The organism is Rhizobiaceae bacterium (assembly GCA_023953845.1).
Classification (GTDB): Bacteria; Pseudomonadota; Alphaproteobacteria; order Rhizobiales; family Rhizobiaceae; genus Arvimicrobium.
This window is the reverse complement of sequence record JAMLJC010000001.1, coordinates 4202676-4221588: the sequence shown is the minus strand read 5'-3', so window position 1 is coordinate 4221588 and position 18913 is coordinate 4202676. Positions and strand designations below refer to the sequence as shown.

Annotated in this window: 21 protein-coding genes; 14 read left to right on the top strand and 7 right to left on the bottom strand. The window is 62.2% G+C overall.

The window, feature by feature from the left end; all coding sequences use genetic code 11:
• Positions 1–118 precede the first annotated feature (118 nt).
• A complete protein-coding gene (locus M9955_20870; GenBank protein MCO5084096.1) occupies positions 119–460 on the top strand; it encodes a hypothetical protein in 342 nt (113 codons plus the stop codon).
• A gap of 9 nt (positions 461–469) precedes the next feature.
• Positions 470–613 (top strand): hypothetical protein, encoded by a 144-nt coding sequence (locus tag M9955_20865; protein ID MCO5084095.1) that lies wholly within the window; start codon positions 470–472, stop codon positions 611–613.
• A gap of 603 nt (positions 614–1216) precedes the next feature.
• On the opposite strand, the gene M9955_20860 is transcribed toward M9955_20865, so the two are convergent.
• The gene (locus tag M9955_20860; GenBank protein ID MCO5084094.1) at positions 1217–1750 is read right to left on the bottom strand and encodes a single-stranded DNA-binding protein; all 534 of its coding nucleotides are present in this window, start codon (positions 1748–1750) and stop codon (positions 1217–1219) included.
• 218 nt (positions 1751–1968) lie between these two features.
• Here M9955_20860 and M9955_20855 point away from each other — a divergent pair, with 218 nt between their 5' ends.
• From M9955_20855 to M9955_20820, 8 genes are all read left to right on the top strand, one after another.
• A complete protein-coding gene (locus M9955_20855; protein ID MCO5084093.1) occupies positions 1969–2283 on the top strand; it encodes a metalloregulator ArsR/SmtB family transcription factor in 315 nt (104 codons plus the stop codon).
• Positions 2280–2741 (top strand): hypothetical protein, encoded by a 462-nt coding sequence (locus M9955_20850; protein MCO5084092.1) that lies wholly within the window; start codon positions 2280–2282, stop codon positions 2739–2741. The genes M9955_20855 and M9955_20850 overlap by 4 nt, the downstream gene beginning before the upstream one ends.
• 14 nt (positions 2742–2755) lie before the next feature.
• Positions 2756–3358, top strand: a complete 603-nt coding sequence (locus tag M9955_20845; protein MCO5084091.1) for an ATP-dependent Clp protease proteolytic subunit — start codon at positions 2756–2758, stop codon at positions 3356–3358.
• A gap of 39 nt (positions 3359–3397) precedes the next feature.
• Complete coding sequence (locus M9955_20840; GenBank protein MCO5084090.1) at positions 3398–3649, top strand: hypothetical protein; 252 nt, start codon at positions 3398–3400, stop codon at positions 3647–3649.
• A 592-nt stretch (positions 3650–4241) separates the two neighbouring features.
• Entirely contained in the window at positions 4242–7166 is a 2925-nt protein-coding gene (uvrA, locus tag M9955_20835) for an excinuclease ABC subunit UvrA (protein ID MCO5084089.1), read from the top strand.
• The gene (locus tag M9955_20830; GenBank protein ID MCO5084088.1) at positions 7167–7643 is read left to right on the top strand and encodes a GNAT family N-acetyltransferase; all 477 of its coding nucleotides are present in this window, start codon (positions 7167–7169) and stop codon (positions 7641–7643) included.
• A gap of 28 nt (positions 7644–7671) precedes the next feature.
• The gene (locus M9955_20825; GenBank protein MCO5084087.1) at positions 7672–8472 is read left to right on the top strand and encodes a DUF72 domain-containing protein; all 801 of its coding nucleotides are present in this window, start codon (positions 7672–7674) and stop codon (positions 8470–8472) included.
• Positions 8473–8530: 58 nt separating this feature from the next.
• On the top strand, positions 8531–8962 hold the full coding sequence (locus M9955_20820; protein ID MCO5084086.1) for a GtrA family protein: 432 nt from the start codon (positions 8531–8533) through the stop codon (positions 8960–8962).
• 30 nt (positions 8963–8992) lie between these two features.
• On the opposite strand, the gene M9955_20815 is transcribed toward M9955_20820, so the two are convergent.
• Both M9955_20815 and M9955_20810 read right to left on the bottom strand, forming a co-directional pair.
• Positions 8993–11011: a hypothetical protein gene (locus M9955_20815; protein ID MCO5084085.1), complete on the bottom strand. Its 2019-nt coding sequence runs from the start codon at positions 11009–11011 to the stop codon at positions 8993–8995.
• Positions 11011–12498, bottom strand: coding sequence for an NAD(P)H-hydrate dehydratase (locus tag M9955_20810; protein MCO5084084.1), 1488 nt, complete (start codon positions 12496–12498; stop codon positions 11011–11013). Before M9955_20810 ends, M9955_20815 begins: the two co-directional genes overlap by 1 nt.
• Positions 12499–12878: 380 nt before the next feature.
• Here M9955_20810 and M9955_20805 point away from each other — a divergent pair, with 380 nt between their 5' ends.
• The 3 genes from M9955_20805 to M9955_20795 all read left to right on the top strand — a co-directional run bounded on the left by M9955_20805 (position 12879) and on the right by M9955_20795 (position 15043).
• Positions 12879–13217 carry a P-II family nitrogen regulator gene (locus tag M9955_20805; GenBank protein MCO5084083.1) on the top strand — a complete coding sequence of 113 codons (339 nt, stop codon included), beginning with the start codon at positions 12879–12881 and terminating at the stop codon, positions 13215–13217.
• Between the two features lie 51 nt (positions 13218–13268).
• Positions 13269–14678 (top strand): type I glutamate--ammonia ligase, encoded by a 1410-nt coding sequence (gene glnA, locus M9955_20800; GenBank protein MCO5084082.1) that lies wholly within the window; start codon positions 13269–13271, stop codon positions 14676–14678.
• Positions 14679–14764: 86 nt separating this feature from the next.
• Positions 14765–15043: a hypothetical protein gene (locus M9955_20795; protein MCO5084081.1), complete on the top strand. Its 279-nt coding sequence runs from the start codon at positions 14765–14767 to the stop codon at positions 15041–15043.
• A 119-nt stretch (positions 15044–15162) separates the two neighbouring features.
• Here the strand turns inward: M9955_20795 and M9955_20790 are convergent, their stop codons facing one another.
• Positions 15163–16203, bottom strand: coding sequence for a glutamine synthetase beta-grasp domain-containing protein (locus M9955_20790; protein MCO5084080.1), 1041 nt, complete (start codon positions 16201–16203; stop codon positions 15163–15165).
• Between the two features lie 405 nt (positions 16204–16608).
• Here M9955_20790 and M9955_20785 point away from each other — a divergent pair, with 405 nt between their 5' ends.
• Positions 16609–16806, top strand: a complete 198-nt coding sequence (locus tag M9955_20785; GenBank protein ID MCO5084079.1) for a DUF2735 domain-containing protein — start codon at positions 16609–16611, stop codon at positions 16804–16806.
• A 117-nt stretch (positions 16807–16923) separates the two neighbouring features.
• Here M9955_20785 and M9955_20780 read toward each other — a convergent pair whose 3' ends face one another.
• The 3 genes from M9955_20780 to M9955_20770 form a co-directional block, all read right to left on the bottom strand.
• The gene (locus tag M9955_20780; GenBank protein ID MCO5084078.1) at positions 16924–17952 is read right to left on the bottom strand and encodes an NAD(P)/FAD-dependent oxidoreductase; all 1029 of its coding nucleotides are present in this window, start codon (positions 17950–17952) and stop codon (positions 16924–16926) included.
• Positions 17953–18016: 64 nt separating this feature from the next.
• Positions 18017–18337: a (2Fe-2S)-binding protein gene (locus M9955_20775; protein MCO5084077.1), complete on the bottom strand. Its 321-nt coding sequence runs from the start codon at positions 18335–18337 to the stop codon at positions 18017–18019.
• Positions 18338–18453: 116 nt separating this feature from the next.
• Positions 18454–18828, bottom strand: coding sequence for an Hpt domain-containing protein (locus tag M9955_20770; GenBank protein MCO5084076.1), 375 nt, complete (start codon positions 18826–18828; stop codon positions 18454–18456).
• Between the last annotated feature and the right edge of the window lie 85 nt (positions 18829–18913).

The following is an 18913-nucleotide window of genomic DNA, read 5'->3' as shown; positions in this document are numbered from 1 at the left end:
TCCTAGAGAGCGTCATGGACGCCGCGCACTGGGCGCCGTATGTCTGTCCCGCTGATTCGAGCGAATCACAGGATTCGAATGAAACGGATCCTTGGGGCGGACAGATGGAGGCTTGCGAATGCTGCTGTTCAACCAGCGCGACGAACCCGGTGCCGATTTCGCACGCGAGATGGAGCGGCTCGCCGGGCTGGTCGCCGACATGGAAAGCATCCGTCGTGGCGTGCCTCCACAAATCATGGCCGGCGACGATGCCCCGGTTCTCGACCGATGGGTCCTCGCCAAGAGGGGGGCGCCCTGTCTCGCTGGCCTTTCGACGGGCCATCCGAAGCTTGCCGGCGAGAACCGCCTGATCGGAACGTCTGAACTGTGGCTGCTTTCGAAGGACCGTAGCTGGGCGCGAACGCTCTCACGCTGGTATCGGCTCGGGCGCCCTGCTCAGCAGTCCGGCCTGGATGCCTGAGGGTCGGCCATGAACTCCAAGGATTCAGCAGAGCGTCATTTCAGCCGCCGCCTGACCGCAGCCCTGCAGGGGCTGCACCTCCCGAGCGAGGAAGAGCTGCTGCGCGGCATGAACTTCTTCCGCAACGATCTCGACGAGGATATCCGGGAATAGACGCGGCCTGGTCCTGCCGGGAAAAGTCAACCGCTGCAACGGATACGGTCTCGAACGGCGGAACGGCCTCTACTTCTCGACCATGCCCGACGCAAAATGGGAGATCATCTGTTTCACCGGCAAGTCTCCTCAAGCAGGAAAGGAATACCTTCCTCGAAACCTTCGCCACGTGGCTGTACAATGCTCGGAACCGAAAGATGACCGAGAAAGACCTGAACCTGCCGCTCCCCGAGGTTCAGCGCGACAGAACCACCACCTAAGGAGCGGGCAGCGAGCGACACTCGTTGCATCGGCTACTGAAGCGCCGCTTGAAGCAAGTCGACGCTCCCTCCCCCAAGATCACGCCGTCGGAGGCAAGCCTTCGGTCGGCTTCAAAGAAGCAAGCTGGAGGCGGCTGGCGAGCCGGCTACAGCGTCGCTGGGCAGCGCGCCGTCCCGCCAGCTTCATGCCTGCACCTTGTGGGGGGTGATTATTGACATTCTTGACCTGTTCCGTCCCTATCACTTCGGAGGAGTCCGAGGCTTGACCAAACTGTAAAGAAAAGGGCGCTGTAAAAACAACGCCTTAAGGTACTAATTGTTACATATTGTCCGACGGTCGATTCTAGAACGGGATCTCGTCGTCCAGATCACGCGAGAAACCACCGCCGCCGCTGCGCTCCCCGCCGCCCCGGCTGCCGCCGCCGCGACCGCCATAGCTTTCAGCCGGCGAGGATTGGCCGAAATCCGATCCACGGCCGCCGCCCCGGTCATAGCCGACGCTGCCGCCTTCGCCGCCGCCCTGTCCGCGCGCATCGAGCATCTGCAACTCGCCGCGGAATTTCTGCAGCACAACCTCCGTCGTATAGCGGTCCTGCCCCTGCTGGTCGGTCCATTTGCGGGTCTGCAACTGGCCCTCGACGTAAACCTTCATGCCCTTTTTCAGGTACTGCTCGGCGACCTTGGCGAGACTGTCGTTGAAGATCACGACATTGTGCCACTCGGTCTTCTCCTTGCGCTCGCCCGAGTTCTTGTCGCGCCAGGTTTCCGACGTGGCAATGCGGAGATTGACGACCGGGTCGCCGGAATTGAGGCGCCGGATCTCCGGGTCCGCCCCGAGATTGCCGACCAAAATCACCTTGTTCACGCTGCCTGCCATGACACGTCTCCGCGCTCGTCCGAAACCAGCCTTCTCATACACGAAACATCCGGCCGTGGTGGGGCAAGGCAAACACGATAGCCGCTATCCACAGGCCTTTTGTTCTTTTTTTGTTCTAATTTATCCCGGCGCTGTCGTCAATTTATATCGCGACGGCGAGGCTTCCAGCGCAAAATAAGCGCTTGCTTATCCAATAAGTATCCACTTATCTGATGTGCATGGCTGATACGGATATATTTCGCGCGCTTGCCGATCCCACCCGGAGGGCGGTGTTCGAGCGACTCGTCAGGGCCGAGAAGACGGTGAGCGAATTGCGCTCCGACATGCCCGTTTCCCAGCCGGCGATCTCCCAGCATCTGGCCGTGCTTCGGGATGCCGGGTTGGTGACCGAGCGGCGCGAGGGGCGTTTCTCATACTACCGGATCGCTCCACAGGCGCTGACGCCCCTCGCCGACTGGGTGGAGCGATACAGGATATTCTGGCCGGATCGGGTCGAGATGCTGAAGCAGACCCTGAAGGAGATGGAACCATGACCCGCACGGCGGACGAAGACACGCGCGAATCCGGCGTGGAGCCGGAAGAACTGGTCATGGAATTCGACCTCCCGGACATGCCGGACAAGGTTTTCCGCGCCCTGACCGAACCGGGCATCGTGGCGAAATGGCTCGGCGACAGAACCGGAGACCCCAATGCCGTCTCTACGCTTAACGATCCCGGCTATGAACTGATCGACAAGGAGCCCGGCCGCCGCGCCAGCTATCGCTGGAGGGAGGGAACAGCCCTCGATAGCGTGGTCACCTTTTCCATCACGACGAATGCGGTCGGTGGTACGCGGCTCACCATCGTCCATTCGAGCAATGCTGTGTACGACGCCTCGCAGCCCCCCGCCGCGATATGCGGCGACGCAGGTTGCCGCGTGGCCTTCGGTTCCCGTCGTGCCCCTGAGACGGCGGCCAATCTCAACTGCGCGCCATTCGCCCGGGCGGCCTGAAACGGAGCTTCGCCATGAACAATCTCGTGCCTATGGTGATCGAGCAGTCGAGCCGCGGCGAGCGCGCCTTCGACATATTCTCGCGGCTGCTGCGGGAGCGCATCATCTTCATCAACGGCCAGATCGACGACAACATGGCGGCACTAGTCTGCGCGCAGTTGCTCAGCCTGGAATCCGACAATCCGGACAAGGAAGTCTCGCTCTACATCAACTCCCCCGGCGGCGTGGTGACCAGCGGCTTCGCCATCTACGACACGATGCGCTACATCTCCTGTCCCGTCTCGACCGTGTGCATGGGCTTTGCCGCGTCCATGGCGACGTTCCTGCTCATGGCCGGCGATCCGGGGCGCCGCATCGCGCTGCCCAACACCCGAATCCTGCTGCATCAGCCTTCCGGCGGCTTTCAGGGGCAGGCCTCGGATATCGAGCGACATGCCGAGGACATCGTGAAAACCAAGCAGCGGATGATCGAACTCTATGCTCTGCATTGCGGGCGAACGCCCGAAGAGGTGGAGCGCACGCTGGATCGCGACCATTTCATGACCGCGAGCCAGGCCAAGGACTGGGGGCTCGTGGACCACGTCTACGACACGAGAAAGAAGCCGCAGGCGGCATAATTGGTGGTCAAGCAGCCTGTGACTGCCTATCTTTGCCGTATGAAAGCCTTTGCCTCGATCTGCATGCTGCCGCTGCTCGCGATAACCGGCGCGATATCGGCACATGCGGAAGATCCGAACCTTCCCGGCGTTTCGAAGCCTGATGCGATCGTCACGTCGCCACCGCCGGAGCCGATGGAAGTTTCCCGCGATCCGCGTTCGTTCCGAGTCGGCAATACGGATGTTCGCATCTCAGGCGACATCACCGTCGACGTGATCATCGGCGACATAAAACCATCCCCGCGACGCTGACGACATCACGAAGAAAAAGCCTTGGCGCATCGGCGCTCAAGGCTTTCTTGTCGGGATTGAACCCTGACCGGGGTTTTGGAGAACCCCTGCTTTCTCGGATGCCACGCGGCGTCAGCCGACGATCCGACTGCAGTCTCTGATTGTCAGGAAAAACGGCGTTTCGAATCTGCCGGGCGTTTCAAACCCTGCTATCGTTCGCCGCGGCTCCTCACCTGGTGAGGAGCCTGTTGGGACTGTCCGGCGGGGTCATGCCTCCTCCTTTCGTCCGTTTCACACATGGCTTTCAGGGCGGACCCGCGGCGTCTCGCGGGCGGCATTTTGCCTCGCTCTCATCGAAAGCACGCACAAATACTGCGCCTGACAGGTTTTGGGGTCAATGAGAAAAGCCGTTCGTGTCATCAAATGTGATCGTTCGCGAGCGGCCGCGAGCGGACCTCACGCTTGATGCCGCCGGTGCTCCTGACAGCGCTGTGTCAGTTGCTTTTGTTTCCGTTGCGTTCTCTACTCGACATCTGTTAATCCAGACATACATTCGGGCAGCGGCCCACGCTTCTCGCGCTCGCGCCTGTCCCCTTTTTCGAAATGGATGGTCATGCCGGACCACAAGTTCATCTCCATTCGCGGTGCGCGCGAACACAATCTGAAGAATGTCGATCTCGACCTGCCGCGCGACAGCCTCGTCGTGATGACCGGCCTGTCGGGCTCCGGCAAGTCGTCGCTCGCCTTCGACACGATCTATGCCGAGGGTCAGCGCCGATACGTCGAGAGCCTGTCGGCCTATGCGCGCCAGTTCCTGGAGATGATGCAGAAGCCGGACGTCGACCAGATCGACGGCCTGTCGCCCGCCATCTCCATCGAGCAGAAGACGACCAGCCGCAATCCACGCTCGACGGTCGGCACCGTCACCGAGATCTACGACTATATGCGCCTGCTCTGGGCGCGCGTCGGCATTCCCTATTCCCCGGCGACCGGCCTGCCGATCGAAAGCCAGACGGTCTCGCAGATGGTGGATCGCGTGCTGGCCCTGCCCGAGGGGACGCGCCTCTACATCACCGCGCCGATGGTGCGCGGACGCAAGGGCGAGTACAGGAAAGAACTGGCCGAACTTCAGAAGAAGGGGTTTCAGCGCGTCAAGGTCGATGGCACCTTCTACGAGATCGCCGACGTTCCGGCGCTGGACAAGAAGTACAAGCACGACATCGACGTGGTGGTGGACCGCATCGTGGTGCGCGGCGACCTTGCCACGCGCCTGGCGGACTCGATGGAGACCGCGCTGAAGCTCGCCGACGGTCTGGCGGTGGCGGAATTCGCCGACAAGCCGCTGCCGGCAGAGGAGACGGCCGAGGAATCCGCCTACAAATCGAAGAACGAGACGCATGAGCGCATCCTGTTCTCCGAAAAATTCGCCTGTCCGGTTTCGGGCTTCACCATTCCCGAAATCGAGCCGCGCCTCTTCTCCTTCAACAATCCGTTCGGCGCCTGCCCGACCTGCGACGGGCTGGGCAGCCAGCGCGCGATAGACGAGAGCCTCATCGTTCCCGAGGACCACGTGTCTCTGCGGGAAGGCGCGATCGCGCCATGGGCGAAGTCGAGCTCGCCCTATTACGCGCAGACGCTGGAAGGCCTCGGCAAGGAATATGGCTTCAAGCTGGGCGACCGTTGGCGCGAGCTGTCCGATGAGGCGAAGAATGCGATCCTGCGCGGAACCGGCGAAAAGCAGGTTACCTTCAACTATGATGACGGCCTGCGCTCCTACAAGACGACCAAAACCTTTGAGGGCGTGATCCCCAACCTCGAGCGACGCTGGAAGGAGACGGAATCGGCCTGGATGCGCGAGGAGATCGAGCGCTTCATGTCGTCCACCCCCTGCCCCGCCTGCAAGGGCTATCGCCTCAAGCCGGAGGCTCTGGCGGTAAAAGTGTCGGGCAAGCATATCGGCGAGGTGACAGAGCTTTCGATCCGCAAGGCGGATCAATGGTTCACCGACCTGCCCGAGGGGCTGAACGCCAAGCAGAAAGAGATCGCGGTGCGCATCCTCAAGGAGATCCGCGAGCGGCTGCGGTTCCTCAACGATGTCGGCCTCGACTACCTGACGCTCGCGCGCAATTCCGGCACGCTGTCCGGCGGCGAAAGCCAGCGCATCCGGCTCGCCTCGCAGATCGGCTCGGGCCTGACCGGCGTGCTCTATGTGCTGGACGAGCCTTCCATCGGCCTGCATCAGCGCGACAATGCGCGGCTTCTCGACACGCTGAAGCATCTGCGCGACCTCGGCAACACCGTCATCGTGGTGGAGCATGACGAGGACGCGATCCTCCACGCGGATTACGTGGTCGATATCGGGCCTGCTGCCGGCGTCCATGGCGGACGTGTCATCGCGCAGGGCGTGCCGGCCGAGATCATGGCCAATCCGAACTCCATCACCGGCAAATATCTGTCCGGCGAACTTGAGATCGCGATGCCGGAGCACCGGCGCGAGTTCAAGAAAGGCCGCCGAATCAAGGTGGTTGGCGCGCGCGGCAACAATCTGAAGAACGTGACGGCGGAAATACCGCTCGGCACCTTCACCGCGGTCACCGGCGTCTCGGGCGGCGGCAAGTCGACCTTCCTTATCGAGACGCTGTTCAAGGCCGCGTCGCGCCGCATCATGGGCAGCAGAGAGCATCCGGCCGAGCACGACCGCATCGAGGGGCTGGAATTCCTCGACAAGGTCATCGACATCGACCAGAGCCCGATCGGCCGCACGCCTCGTTCCAATCCGGCCACCTATACCGGCGCTTTCACGCCGATCCGCGACTGGTTCGCCGGCTTGCCGGAAGCCAAGGCGCGCGGCTACCAGCCCGGCCGCTTCTCCTTCAACGTCAAGGGCGGCCGCTGCGAGGCCTGCCAGGGCGACGGCGTCATCAAGATCGAGATGCACTTCCTGCCGGACGTCTACGTCACCTGCGACGTCTGCCACGGCAAGCGCTACAATCGCGAGACGCTGGACGTCACCTTCAAGGGCAAGTCCATCGCGGACGTGCTGGACATGACGGTGGAGGAAGGCGTCGATTTCTTCGCCGCGGTTCCGGCGGTGCGCGACAAGCTGGTGACGCTGAAGCAGGTCGGCCTCGGCTACATCCATATCGGCCAGCAGGCGACGACGCTTTCCGGCGGCGAGGCCCAGCGCATCAAGCTCGCCAAGGAGCTTTCGCGCAAGGCCACCGGCAAAACGCTCTACATTCTCGACGAGCCGACGACGGGCCTGCACTTCCACGACGTGGCGAAGCTCCTGGAGGTGCTGCACGAACTGGTCGACCAGGGCAATACCGTGGTCGTCATCGAGCACAATCTGGAAGTCATCAAGACGGCCGACTGGGTGCTCGACCTCGGCCCCGAAGGCGGCGACGGCGGCGGCGAGTTGGTTGTGTCGGGCCGCCCAGAGGATGTGGTGCGCGAGCCGCGCAGCTATACTGGGCGGTTTCTCGCGGAGTTGCTGGAGCGCCGTCCGAAGGCGAGCAAGCGCGAGGCGGCGGAGTAGATGGACGACGGAGAAGCGTCGTCCATGCGGCTCGCCGACCGGAGCGATTTGCAGCGGGTCATCGCGCTGACGGACGCCGCCTATGGCGGTTATGTTCCGCTTCTTGGCGGCCCGCCTGTACCGATGACCGAAGATTATACGTCGCGGATCGAACGGAAGGAGGTCTGGTTGCGCGAGAGCGACGGGCAACTGGCCGGGCTGATCGTGCTCGAACGCCACGACGACCATTGCATGATCTTCAGCGTGGCTGTCGCGCCGACAGCGCAAGGCAAGGGCCATGGCGTAGCCCTTCTGGACTTCGCGCAGGCAAAAGCGCGGGGATGGAAGGTTGGCGAAGTCCGCCTCTATACGAACGCGAGAATGGAACGGAACATCGCGCTCTACACGCGATACGGATTTCGCGAGACGGGCCGCCGCGCCAATCCCCACAGGCCGGGCTGGATCATCGTCGACATGGCGAAACCCGTCGCCGCCTGAGCGCGCGGGCCATAAGGAAAGGTCGAACATGACGAAATCCGGAACGATTCGCGCCGGCATGGGCGGCTGGACCTTCGAGCCCTGGGAAGGCACGTTCTATCCCGAAAAGCTGCCGAAGAAGCAGCAGCTTCACTACGCTTCGCGGCAGGTGCCGACCATCGAGGTCAACGGCACCTACTATTCCGGCTTCACCCCGGCGACCTACCAGAAATGGCGGGACGAAACGCCGGACGACTTCGTTTTCTCCATCAAGGGCAACCGCTTCGTGACCAACCGCAAGGTGCTCGCGGAGGCCGGCGAGTCCATGGCGAAGTTCTTCGGACAGGGCCTTGAGGAACTTGGCGACAAGCTCGGCCCCATCGTCTGGCAGTTCGCGCCGACCAAGAAATTCGAGCCTGCGGACTTCGAGGGTTTTCTGAAGCTGCTGCCGTCGAAGACGGGCGGGCTGTCGCTGCGCCACGCACTCGAGGTGCGCCACGGCAGCTTCGCCGTGCCGGAATTTGTCGCGCTGGCTGAAAAATACAAGGCCACCGTCTGCTACGCGCATCATCACGATTATCCCGAATTCGCGGACGTGACCTCGGATTTCGTCTATGCGCGGCTGCAGAAGGGACATGACGACGTTCCCACGGCTTACAAGCCTTCCGATCTCGATGCATGGGTGAAGCGGGCGAAACTCTGGGCCGCCGGCGATCAGCCTGACGACCTGCCGCTTGCCGATCCGTCCCGGAAGCCGCGGAAGGAGCCGCGCGACGTGTTCGTCTATATCATCCATGAAGGCAAGTTGCGCGCACCGCAGGGTGCGATGGCTTTCATGGAAAGGGTTTAGCGTCGGGAGATTTCGTGCGAGATCGGCGGCGGGCAAGCCATGGCGGAGACGCGGGATCGTGAGTGACAGCCTCGTCGCCCTGATGCGCCGCTTCGGGCCGGAATTCATCCGGTTCGGACTCGTCGGCGCCGCCGCGACGCTCGTGCATGCGGCTGTCTATACGGGTCTCATCACCTGGACGGCGATCGCGCCGCAGGTCGCGAACCTGATCGGCTTCGCGAGCGCGGTCGGCATCTCGGCCGTCGGTCATCATCATTTCACGTTCAGGGCGCAGGCCGGAAAGCGCAGCTTCCTGTCGTCGAGCTGGCGTCTGGTCGTGCCCGCCCTGCTCGGCCTCTCGCTGAACGCCTTCTTCGTCTATCTGGTCGAGCACATCCTTTCGATGGACGCCCGGCTCGCCATCGTGCCGATGATCTTCGTGACGCCGGTGATAACCTACGGCATCAACCGGAGCTGGGTGTTCTACACGGGACGCGGCGAGGCAACGTAGGGAGATATTGCCGGAATTGAATTCGCCAGATTATTCCGCCTCTTCCACGTCCGACTCGACCGATCGATACAACGGCTCTTCCTCGTCTTCCCCACGCGCGGTCTCAACGGCCCATGGCGTGGCGTGGTTGTCGACGCGCATCTGGAAGAGGAAGTAGGTCGGCGAGCAGAAGCCGATGCCCTTTACTTTCGATTTTCCGGGCACGTCGTCGGGCAGCGTCTGGCACATATAGTCCTCGCGGCAGAAATGATCCGCCGAGCACGCCTGCCGGTTGCCGCGATTGACCGAACCGCCAAGGCACTGGCTGAAATCGCCCGTCGCCACGCACAGGTCGAATTTCTTGCCGCCGACCAGCGCGCAGATCTCGTTCGGCATCGGCTCGCCCGGTTTGAACGCTGCGAATTTGCGGTCCGCCTCGTTGCAGTTGCGGTAAGCGATGCCACCCGGCACACCGATCCGCGGCGGGCGACAGGAATAGTCCACCCTGCCCACCTTTTCGGCGAAGGCCGTGAACTGGCTAGCCACCTTCAGATTGTCGTTGAAAGGCTGCGACTGATTGGTGGCAATGTCGCCGGACAGGCATGGATGGCCCGAAAACATCGCCTCGCTGTCGCCCGGCAACAGGCATTGCGCCACTTTCAATCCGGATTCCGCCGCACCCAAAGGCGTACACACGGTTCCCTCGCTGCACTGCCATTGTCCGCCGAGCTTCGATGCGTCGTCCGGCATGACGCAGGGCATGCCGATCCCGGCGGGAGCGTAGGCGACGTTGTTCCCGTTCCAATCGGCCGGCGGTGCGGACGAGAGCGGCCGGAACCGGTTCGGCTCACGGTCTTCCGCCAAGGCGTTCAGATAGGCGATCCGGCGCGGCAGTTCCGCACGCATGTGCGGCGAGATGCCGACCTCGATCCTGTTCAGCGGCGAGGTCGTCTCGTCGTCCAGACCGATGAAATGAAAACCCGCTGTGGAGCCCGACTGATGGCAACCCTGACACGTACCGTTGTCGAGGCGTTCGATCAGCCCTTCCGACGATTTCACGAGTTTCATGGCGGAAAAATCGATGGATGCGAAGCGCGACGCGTCGAGCGATGCCGAAAAGGGATGGTTGGCGTGCCTCGCGCTGCCGAAGGTCGAGAAGGAGACGACCTTGCGGGTCAAAAACTCCTCCGGCACCTGATAGACGCCTTCATCGATCGCCTCGACATGATCGCGGACATAGGCTTCCAGATTGGCCCGCAGCGCGGCGTCGGAGGCTATGCGGCTCGCGTCGGGCGTGTTTTCCAGCGTCTTTTCCTCGATCTGGTCCCCGTCGATGCCGAAGATCCGCATGACATAGGCGGCCTGCCCGCCGAATCCCGGCTCGGTCTCGGACGGAAACCGCACGACCTGCGCGTTGAACTCCAGCTGGCGGAAGGTCAGCTGCTCACGGTCCAGCACCCCGCCGACGAGCCAGCCCGCATCAACCGCTTCGTCGATCTGCGGCGACCAGCGGCCCGCGACGCCCATGCAACCGCCGTCCGCATCCGTGCCGACGGAATAGACGGCATTGAAGTTGACCGGCATACGCGAGGCGCGCACCGTGCCCTTCCTGGCGAAGTTGTAGGCCAGACGATAGATGAAGCGGACCTCGCCGCACCCCTTATCGCCCTTCAACGCAAGAAAATCCCGGCGGTCGAGCCGGTTGACGACGCCCACGAGCCGGAAACGGGATGCGTTGTTCTTCAGCCAGCGTATGTCGAGGATGCGGCCGACGCGATCCGCCGTGGATTCGTAGACGGGACGGCCGCCGGCCTTCATCTCGGCGCTAAGCTGGGCCAGATCGGACTCGATGAGATCAACGATCGCAGCGAAAGCCGGCGCATCCGCATAGAGCTTGTCGAGCTTCTGATCCGGTCGGCCGAAAACGCTGGCGAAGGTGTAACCCTTGGCTTCGAGTCGGGCGAGCAACTTCGGATCGTCGATATGCGTCACGGTCTCCGCGCGCGCCTGCACCATTGCGGCCAGCAACGCAAATGCCGGCAGAAACCAGCGCAAACACCATTTCTTCATCAGGAACGATCCCGGCCGCCCGAATACCCGAACAGTTCCTTTATCACCGGCAAAATGGCCGAAGGTAAGTCCTCCGCCATCAGGCCGGCTCCGAACTGTGCGGCTGCCTCGGCATGTATCCAGACGGCTGCACAGGCCGCCTCGAACGCCGGCATTCCTTGCGCGAGCAGGCCGGCGACGAGACCCGACAACACATCGCCGGAGCCTGCCGTCGCCAGCCATGGCGTACCGTTGGCATTGATCGCGGCGCGGCCGTCCGCAGCGGCGATCACCGTGTCAGGTCCTTTGTAGACAACGACACCGTCGATCCGGCGCGCCGCCTGCCGCGCGCGTTCGACCTTGGACGGAAGCCGATCGGCGGAAAGGTCGGGGAAAAGGCGCCGGAACTCGCCTTCATGCGGGGTTACGACAAGATCGTGCTGGCGTCCGCCGAAAGGCGGCACGAGCAGACCGGGCGTGCCGGCAAGGGCAGTCAACCCGCTGGCGTCCACAACAGCGGCAAAGGGATGCGGCCAACCATCAAAGAGTTCCATCAGGCGCTGCGCCGTGTCCGCTGTAGGCGAAAGGCCGGGTCCGTACACCCAGGCGCGGGGCCGGCGCTCGCGGGCGAAGGCGATCGCATCGGCGACGCTATCCGCCTTGCGCAGCATGATCGAGGTCAGATGCGCGGCGTTTGCCGCCAGCGCTTCCGCCGGCGAGAGCATGGTGACGGCCCCTGCCCCGATGCGCGCCGCCGCATGAGCGGACAGTCGCGCCGCTCCGGTCGCAGTGGCTGCGCCCGAGAACACCGCGACATGGCCACGCGAATATTTGTGCGCCTCGATGCCGGGCGTCGGCAAAGACCCGCGCCACAACGGCGGCACGTTCTCGAAACAACGCGGAGCGATGCTGTCTATGATCTCATCCGCAATGCCGATATCGGCCACAACGACCTCGCCGCATGCCGTCCGCCCGGGCAGCAGCAAATGTCCGGGCTTCTTGCGCACAAAGGTGACGGTGACCGTGGCACGGAAAGACGCCCCCAGAATCTGGCCCGTCTCGCCCGAAACGCCGCTCGGGAGATCGACGGCGACGACGGGAACAGCCGCCTCGTTGGTAAGCTCGATGACACGACGCGCGTCACCGTCCACGCCGCGCGCGAGGCCCGCGCCGTAAAGCGCGTCCACGACCACGGAACCGGAAGCCGGATGGTAGGCCGCCAGCGGTTGCGGCCACACGGAGCACTCCGCCGCCGCGATGGCTGCGTCGCTCCCTTTCCGCGGCTCGCCCGAACCGTACAGCGCAACGTCCAGACCGGCGCGGCGCAGCAGTTCCGCCACGACATAGCCGTCGCCGCCATTGTTGCCGGGCCCGCACAATACATGGACCTCGCGGGCATCCGGAAACCGCTCCAGCACCGCAGCAACCACCGCCGCGCCGGCACGGCGCATAAGGTCGATGCCAAGCATCGGCCCGGCCTCGACGGCACGGCGGTCAGCCTGCGACATTTCGTTTGGCGTGAGCAGTTGCATTATGTCTGACGGTCACCTTGCTGTTCCAGACAGCATAGGCGGGCAATGGTTACTGGCAATCGGCAACGACGCCTTTCCGCTTCTATCGCCCGGTCACATCTCAGCATCTCGCGGCATATGACTAGTTTTTAGGCATAAAGGCTATTTCTTCGGCACATTGATATGCACAATTTTCCCACTCGACCGCTATGAACACGCATTTTCCAATGACCTTGCCTCACCGATTGACACGGAGCGTCAGATAACGCCTCAATTCGTCTCGGCGGCCGGCATTCGGGATGACTGGCACGCTTCGTGCATGCGTGGCGCATACGGGGCGCCAGCGCCCGACAATGCGTAGTGGAGGCCATGCTCAAATGAAAAAAATCGAGGCGATCATCAAGCCCTTCAAGCTTGACGAGGTCAAGGAAGCGCTGCAGGAAGCCGGCCTTCAGGGAATAACCGTGACCGAGGCGAAGGGCTTCGGGCGACAGAAAGGACACACCGAACTCTATCGCGGTGCGGAGTATGTCGTCGACTTCCTCCCCAAGGTGAAGATCGAGGTGGTTCTCGGTGACGACGCGGTCGAGGGAGCGATCGAAGCGATCCGCAAGGCCGCCCAGACCGGCCGTATCGGCGACGGCAAGATCTTCGTCTCCAATGTCGAGGAAGTGATCCGCATCCGCACCGGCGAGACCGGTATCGACGCGATCTGACCAGCGATAGCCCGGGCATCGAATTTTTTAAATAATCCAAAGGAAACGCAGATGACGACAGCCAAAGACATCATGAAGCAGATCAAGGACAACGACGTGAAGTTCGTTGACCTGCGCTTCACCGATCCGAAGGGCAAGATGCAGCATGTGACGATGGATGTCGTCGAGGTGGACGAGGACATGTTCGCCGATGGCGTCATGTTCGACGGCTCCTCGATCGGCGGCTGGAAGGCGATCAACGAGTCCGACATGGTGCTGATGCCGGACACCGAGACAGTGCACATGGACCCGTTCTTCGCGCAGTCCACCATGGTGGTGATGTGCGACATCCTCGATCCCGTATCGGGCGAGGCTTACAACCGCGACCCGCGCGGCACCGCGAAGAAGGCGGAAGCCTATCTCAAGGCCGAGGGCATCGGCGATACGATCTATGTCGGCCCCGAGGCGGAGTTCTTCGTCTTCGACGACGTGAAATACAAGGCCGATCCCTACAACACCGGCTTCAAGCTGGATTCATCGGAACTGCCCTCGAACGACGACACCGATTACGAGACAGGCAATCTCGGCCACCGCCCGCGCGTCAAGGGCGGCTATTTCCCCGTTCCGCCGATCGACTCGCTGCAGGACATGCGCTCCGAAATGCTGACCGTGCTCGCCGAGATGGGCGTCCGCACCGAGAAGCATCACCATGAGGTGGCGGCCGCGCAGCACGAACTCGGATTGAAGTTCGACACGCTGGTGCGCAACGCCGACAAGATGCAGATGTACAAATATGTCGTGCATCAGGTCGCCAATGCCTACGGCAAGACCGCGACCTTCATGCCGAAGCCGATCTTCGGCGACAACGGCTCGGGCATGCACGTCCACATGTCGATCTGGAAGGGCGGCAAGCCGACCTTCGCCGGCAACGAATATGCAGGCCTCTCCGAGAGCTGCCTCTATTTCATCGGCGGCGTCATCAAGCACGCCAAGGCCGTCAACGCCTTCACCAACCCGCTGACCAACTCCTACAAGCGCCTTGTGCCGGGCTACGAAGCGCCGGTGCTGCTCGCCTACTCGGCGCGCAACCGTTCGGCGTCGTGCCGCATTCCGTTCGGCTCGTCGCCGAAGGCGAAGCGCGTCGAGGTCCGCTTCCCCGATCCGGGCGCGAACCCCTATCTCGGCTTTGCGGCGCTGCTGATGGCCGGCCTCGACGGCATCAAGAACAAGCTCCACCCCGGCCAGGCCATGGACAAGGACCTTTACGACCTGCCGCCGAAGGAGCTGAAGAAGATCCCGACCGTCTGCGGCTCGCTGCGCGAGGCGCTGCAGTCGCTCGACAAGGATCGCGGCTTCCTGAAAGCCGGCGGCGTGTTCGATGACGACCAGATCGACGCCTACATCGAACTGAAGATGGCGGAGGTCATGCGTTTCGAGATGACCCCGCATCCGGTCGAGTTCGACATGTACTATTCGGTTTAAGCGCCTGATCCTTCTTCCATGAAAAAAAGCCGGGGAAACCCGGCTTTTTTGTTCGTGGCGTTAAAGGATCGGGTTATTGGCAGGATATGAGCTTTTCCGAGCTGCTTGTCGCCCAGTTAATGGACCCGTTTCGCATCGGCCTGCTCGTGGCGCTTGTCTTCACTACGCTGCAGACGACCGCTCACACCGGCCGCCTCGTCCCGCTTGCTCTCGGCTGCATCTTTGTCGCGGTTCTCATCGCGATGACAACCGGCACCGAAGACGTCGACCGCACGATGGCGATCGGTGTCGGCGTCGTGACCAACGTCATCATCCTCGCTGTGCTTCTGGGTCTTCACAGCGTCTGGAAACGCGTCTCGCGGTAGAAAAGGCCCGGTTGGTTGGCTATTCCGTTATCCCGGCGGCCATTCCGCGCTGCTTCCAGCCTGCCTAAAAAAGAACCCCGGCGCTTGCCGGGGTTCTTTTGGGTCAACGGGTCGAATTTTTACGCGGCGGCCTTCTTCGCGTCTTCGGTCGGAACTTCCGAGATCGTCTTCAGCACCTGCGAGGCGATCTGGTACGGGTCGCCCTGCGAGTTCGGACGACGGTCCTCGAGATAACCCTTGTAGCCGTTGTTGACGAAGGAGTGCGGCACGCGGATCGAGGCGCCGCGATCGGCGACGCCATAGCTGAACCTGTTCCACGGCGCGGTCTCGTGCTTGCCGGTCAGACGCTTGTCGTTGTCCGGGCCGTAGACGGCGATGTGGTCCATCAGATTCTTGTCGAAGGCCGCCATCAGGGCCTCGAAATATTCCCTGCCGCCGACCTCGCGCATGTATCTGGTCGAGAAGTTGCAGTGCATGCCCGAGCCGTTCCAGTCGGTGTCGCCAAGCGGCTTGCAGTGGAATTCGATGTCGATGCCGTGCTTCTCGCACAGACGCAGCAGAAGATAGCGCGCCATCCAGATCTGGTCGGCGGCTTTCTTGGAGCCCTTGCCGAAAATCTGGAATTCCCACTGGCCTTTCGCCACTTCGGCGTTGATGCCTTCATGGTTGATGCCGGCGGCGAGGCAGAGATCGAGATGCTCCTCGACGAGCTGGCGAGCGATGTCGCCGACGTTCCTGTAGCCGACGCCGGTGTAGTACGGGCCTTGCGGCGCCGGGTAACCGGTGGTCGGGAAGCCGAGCGGGCGGCCGTCCTTGTAGAAGAAATACTCCTGCTCGAAGCCGAACCAGGCGTCCTCGTCATCGAGGATCGTGGCGCGCGTGTTCGAGGCGTGCGGCGTGACGCCGTCCGGCATCATGACTTCGCACATGACCAGAACGCCGTTGGTGCGGGCCGGATCGGGATAAACGGCGACCGGCTTCAGCACACAGTCCGAGCTATGGCCTTCGGCCTGCATCGTGGAAGAACCGTCAAAACCCCAAAGCGGCAGTTGCTCAAGCGTCGGGAATTCGGCGAACTCCTTGATCTGCGTCTTGCCGCGCAGGCTCGGAACCGGCGTGTAGCCGTCGAGCCAGATGTATTCGAGCTTGTACTTCGTCATTCCAGACCTCTCAGAACCTCAAATCGATGCGGGAAACGCTTCAGTTGCGACGACCCTCGAAGGGCCAGACTTCCCTGCAGCGCCACCAAGCAACGAACGTGCCAATCACGCGACGATCCCCCGAAACGGACCTGCCGATCTCCTATCGCCTGAAAATTCAATAGCTTGTCCGGAACTCACCATGGTCGTCGGCGTTCATCGAGGGAGCGAAAGCCATAGGCAGTCGGCGATCACAGCACAAAAAATAATCAATCCTGCCTGTTTCTGGCGTCTAAACCGGCAGGATTGTCAAAAGTCTAAAAAATACGCACAAACTGCTGATTCTATTGGCATCTTGCACAATTTTACAGCGGGCATTACATTGTAGCTTGAAGCGAGGATGACCTACAGGATCGGAATTCTTCAATGAGCACGATCGCACACCGCGAAACAGCCAAGATCTATACATTCCCGGTCGGACAGGACGCAGTGCGCCGTCGGCTTGCGATCCAGGCGCAGAAGGTGGCGGAAATTGCAGCGCAGCGTCTGCCCCGCATGGATTCCGGCAGCGGCTGGTATCACGACGCCGCCATCGAGGACGAGGCGAAGCCGTCCAGCCATTAGCCTCGGATTTTCTTAGGCAAACAACTGCAGCACGAGCTCCGGGCTTTCGTGGCCTTTCTGGACGTTAATCACCGTCTTCAGGCGGCGATTCGCTTCCTCGGGAGCCGCATGTTCTACTCAGCCGGCGACGCCGAGTTTCTTCTGAAGGCTCGTAGAGGACGTCGTGTATTGGAAAATGACGCGCTCGCCCGGCGCGACGATGCGCTTTGCGGCCTGCGCCATCAGCGCTCCTTCATGGAAGCCGGAGAGGATCAGCTTCAGCTTGCCGGGATACCAGTTGATGTCACCGATCGCGAAGATACCCGGCACGGAGGTCTCGAACTTCTCCGTATCAACCGGGATCAGATTCTCATGGAGATTAAGCCCCCAATCGGCGATCGGCCCCAGCTTCATCGTCAGGCCGAAGAAGGGAAGCATGCGCGTGCACGGCACTTCGACGCTGCCGTCCGGTCCCTTGATGGTGGCGGACCGCAACTGGCCGTTCTCGCCGGCCACGGCCGACACCTGACCGATGCGGAATTCGAGTTTCTTCAACTCCTGCAGCGCATACATCTTGTTGACGCTGTCCGGCGCGGCGCGGAACTCCGGCCGGCGATGGACGAGCGTGACGCTCTTCGCGATCGGCTGAAGGTTCAGCGTCCAGTCCAGCGCCGAATCGCCGCCGCCGACGATCAGCAGATCCTGATCCCGGAAATCCTCCATGCGGCGGACCGAATAGAAGACGCTCGTGCCCTCAAAAGCCTCGATGCCGGGAATGGGCGGCCGTTTCGGCTGGAAGGAGCCGCCGCCGGCGGCAATGACGACAACCTTCGCCTCGAACACCTCGTTTTCGTCGGTAATGACGCGGAAAGAGCCATCCTCGAGCTTTTCGAGCGAGGACACCATGCGGTTGTAGGTGAAGCTCGGATTGAACGGGGCGATCTGCTCCATCAGATTGTCGACGAGGCTCTGCGCGGAGATCGATGGCCAGGCAGGAATGTCGTAGATCGGCTTTTCGGGATAGAGTTCAGTGCACTGACCGCCCGGCCGATCCAGAATGTCGATCAGGTGGCATTTGAGGTCGAGCAGACCGAGTTCGAACACGGCGAAGAGCCCTACCGGCCCCGCGCCCACGATCAGCACGTCAGTCCTGGTCACGTCACTCATTATATATAAGCCCCCAAATGAGACTGCGCGGCCGTTCCTGCCGCCGATTATTCCTGACGCCGGACTATCCTTGACGCTCCGGCACCCGCACGACCAACCCGTCGAGTTCGCTGCGAACCTTGATCTGGCAGGACAGACGCGAGTTCGGGCGCACGTCATAAGCGAAGTCGAGCATGTCTTCCTCCATCGCTTCCGGTTCGCCAACGATGTCGGTCCACTCGTCATCGACATAGACATGGCACGTGGCGCAGGCGCAGGCGCCGCCGCATTCCGCCTCGATGCCGGGGATCGCGTTGCGGATGGCATTCTCCATCACCGTCGACCCGTTCTCGGCATCGACGTCGAAATGCGTGCCGTCAAAGGCGATGAAGGTCAGCTTTGTCATGGAAGCGCGTCCCGGGAAACTCTCGATCGGCAGATAATCACTCCACGGGTCAAGTCAACTGCGTTCGGTTTGCGGCAGCGAATGGCGCAAACCCGGCGTTTGGCCGGCGGGACTGCTCAGCGGCTGATCGACGCTACGACTTCGGCCACTTCCGCGACACGGCGGCGCAGGCGCTGGATGATCGCGGTGTCGTCCGGCGCACGCTCCAGTTGCTCGGCGCAGTTGGCGATCGGGAAGGCCCCCACGCTGCGCGACGATCCCTTGAGTCCATGCGCCAGCCGTATGCGCTCCTCACGGCTCGCCGTCACGATGTGCTCGCCGATGTTCGTCGCCTGATGGACGAAAAGCGCCAGCACTTCCTGCTCCAGCGCGCGATCGCCCATGGTCTGGCGAGCCAGTTGCTCGAAATCAATGGGCCGGGACTTTCGCACCCGGGCGCCCTCACCTCCCGGCATATCGAAGGCCGGCCGATCGACTGTCGCAGAAGCCATTTCGGGAACTCTCCACAAATCCCTGTTGGCGGAGCCGCAATACCGACCCATTCTTTACCCATGGATATGGGCAAGCCGTTAACAT

What these genes read in the sequence shown, in the direction of transcription:
- M9955_20870 (MCO5084096.1), top strand. Translation starts at nt 119, where the DNA reads ATGCTGCTGTTCAACCAGCGCGACGAACCCGGTGCCGATTTCGCACGC.
- M9955_20865 (MCO5084095.1), top strand. Translation starts at nt 470, where the DNA reads ATGAACTCCAAGGATTCAGCAGAGCGTCATTTCAGCCGCCGCCTGACC.
- M9955_20860 (MCO5084094.1), bottom strand. Translation starts at nt 1,750, where the DNA reads ATGGCAGGCAGCGTGAACAAGGTGATTTTGGTCGGCAATCTCGGGGCG.
- M9955_20855 (MCO5084093.1), top strand. Translation starts at nt 1,969, where the DNA reads ATGGCTGATACGGATATATTTCGCGCGCTTGCCGATCCCACCCGGAGG.
- M9955_20850 (MCO5084092.1), top strand. Translation starts at nt 2,280, where the DNA reads ATGACCCGCACGGCGGACGAAGACACGCGCGAATCCGGCGTGGAGCCG.
- M9955_20845 (MCO5084091.1), top strand. Translation starts at nt 2,756, where the DNA reads ATGAACAATCTCGTGCCTATGGTGATCGAGCAGTCGAGCCGCGGCGAG.
- M9955_20840 (MCO5084090.1), top strand. Translation starts at nt 3,398, where the DNA reads ATGAAAGCCTTTGCCTCGATCTGCATGCTGCCGCTGCTCGCGATAACC.
- uvrA (MCO5084089.1), top strand. Translation starts at nt 4,242, where the DNA reads ATGCCGGACCACAAGTTCATCTCCATTCGCGGTGCGCGCGAACACAAT.
- M9955_20830 (MCO5084088.1), top strand. Translation starts at nt 7,167, where the DNA reads ATGGACGACGGAGAAGCGTCGTCCATGCGGCTCGCCGACCGGAGCGAT.
- M9955_20825 (MCO5084087.1), top strand. Translation starts at nt 7,672, where the DNA reads ATGACGAAATCCGGAACGATTCGCGCCGGCATGGGCGGCTGGACCTTC.
- M9955_20815 (MCO5084085.1), bottom strand. Translation starts at nt 11,011, where the DNA reads ATGAAGAAATGGTGTTTGCGCTGGTTTCTGCCGGCATTTGCGTTGCTG.
- M9955_20810 (MCO5084084.1), bottom strand. Translation starts at nt 12,498, where the DNA reads ATGTCGCAGGCTGACCGCCGTGCCGTCGAGGCCGGGCCGATGCTTGGC.
- M9955_20805 (MCO5084083.1), top strand. Translation starts at nt 12,879, where the DNA reads ATGAAAAAAATCGAGGCGATCATCAAGCCCTTCAAGCTTGACGAGGTC.
- glnA (MCO5084082.1), top strand. Translation starts at nt 13,269, where the DNA reads ATGACGACAGCCAAAGACATCATGAAGCAGATCAAGGACAACGACGTG.
- M9955_20795 (MCO5084081.1), top strand. Translation starts at nt 14,765, where the DNA reads ATGAGCTTTTCCGAGCTGCTTGTCGCCCAGTTAATGGACCCGTTTCGC.
- M9955_20790 (MCO5084080.1), bottom strand. Translation starts at nt 16,203, where the DNA reads ATGACGAAGTACAAGCTCGAATACATCTGGCTCGACGGCTACACGCCG.
- M9955_20785 (MCO5084079.1), top strand. Translation starts at nt 16,609, where the DNA reads ATGAGCACGATCGCACACCGCGAAACAGCCAAGATCTATACATTCCCG.
- M9955_20780 (MCO5084078.1), bottom strand. Translation starts at nt 17,952, where the DNA reads ATGAGTGACGTGACCAGGACTGACGTGCTGATCGTGGGCGCGGGGCCG.
- M9955_20775 (MCO5084077.1), bottom strand. Translation starts at nt 18,337, where the DNA reads ATGACAAAGCTGACCTTCATCGCCTTTGACGGCACGCATTTCGACGTC.
- M9955_20770 (MCO5084076.1), bottom strand. Translation starts at nt 18,828, where the DNA reads ATGGCTTCTGCGACAGTCGATCGGCCGGCCTTCGATATGCCGGGAGGT.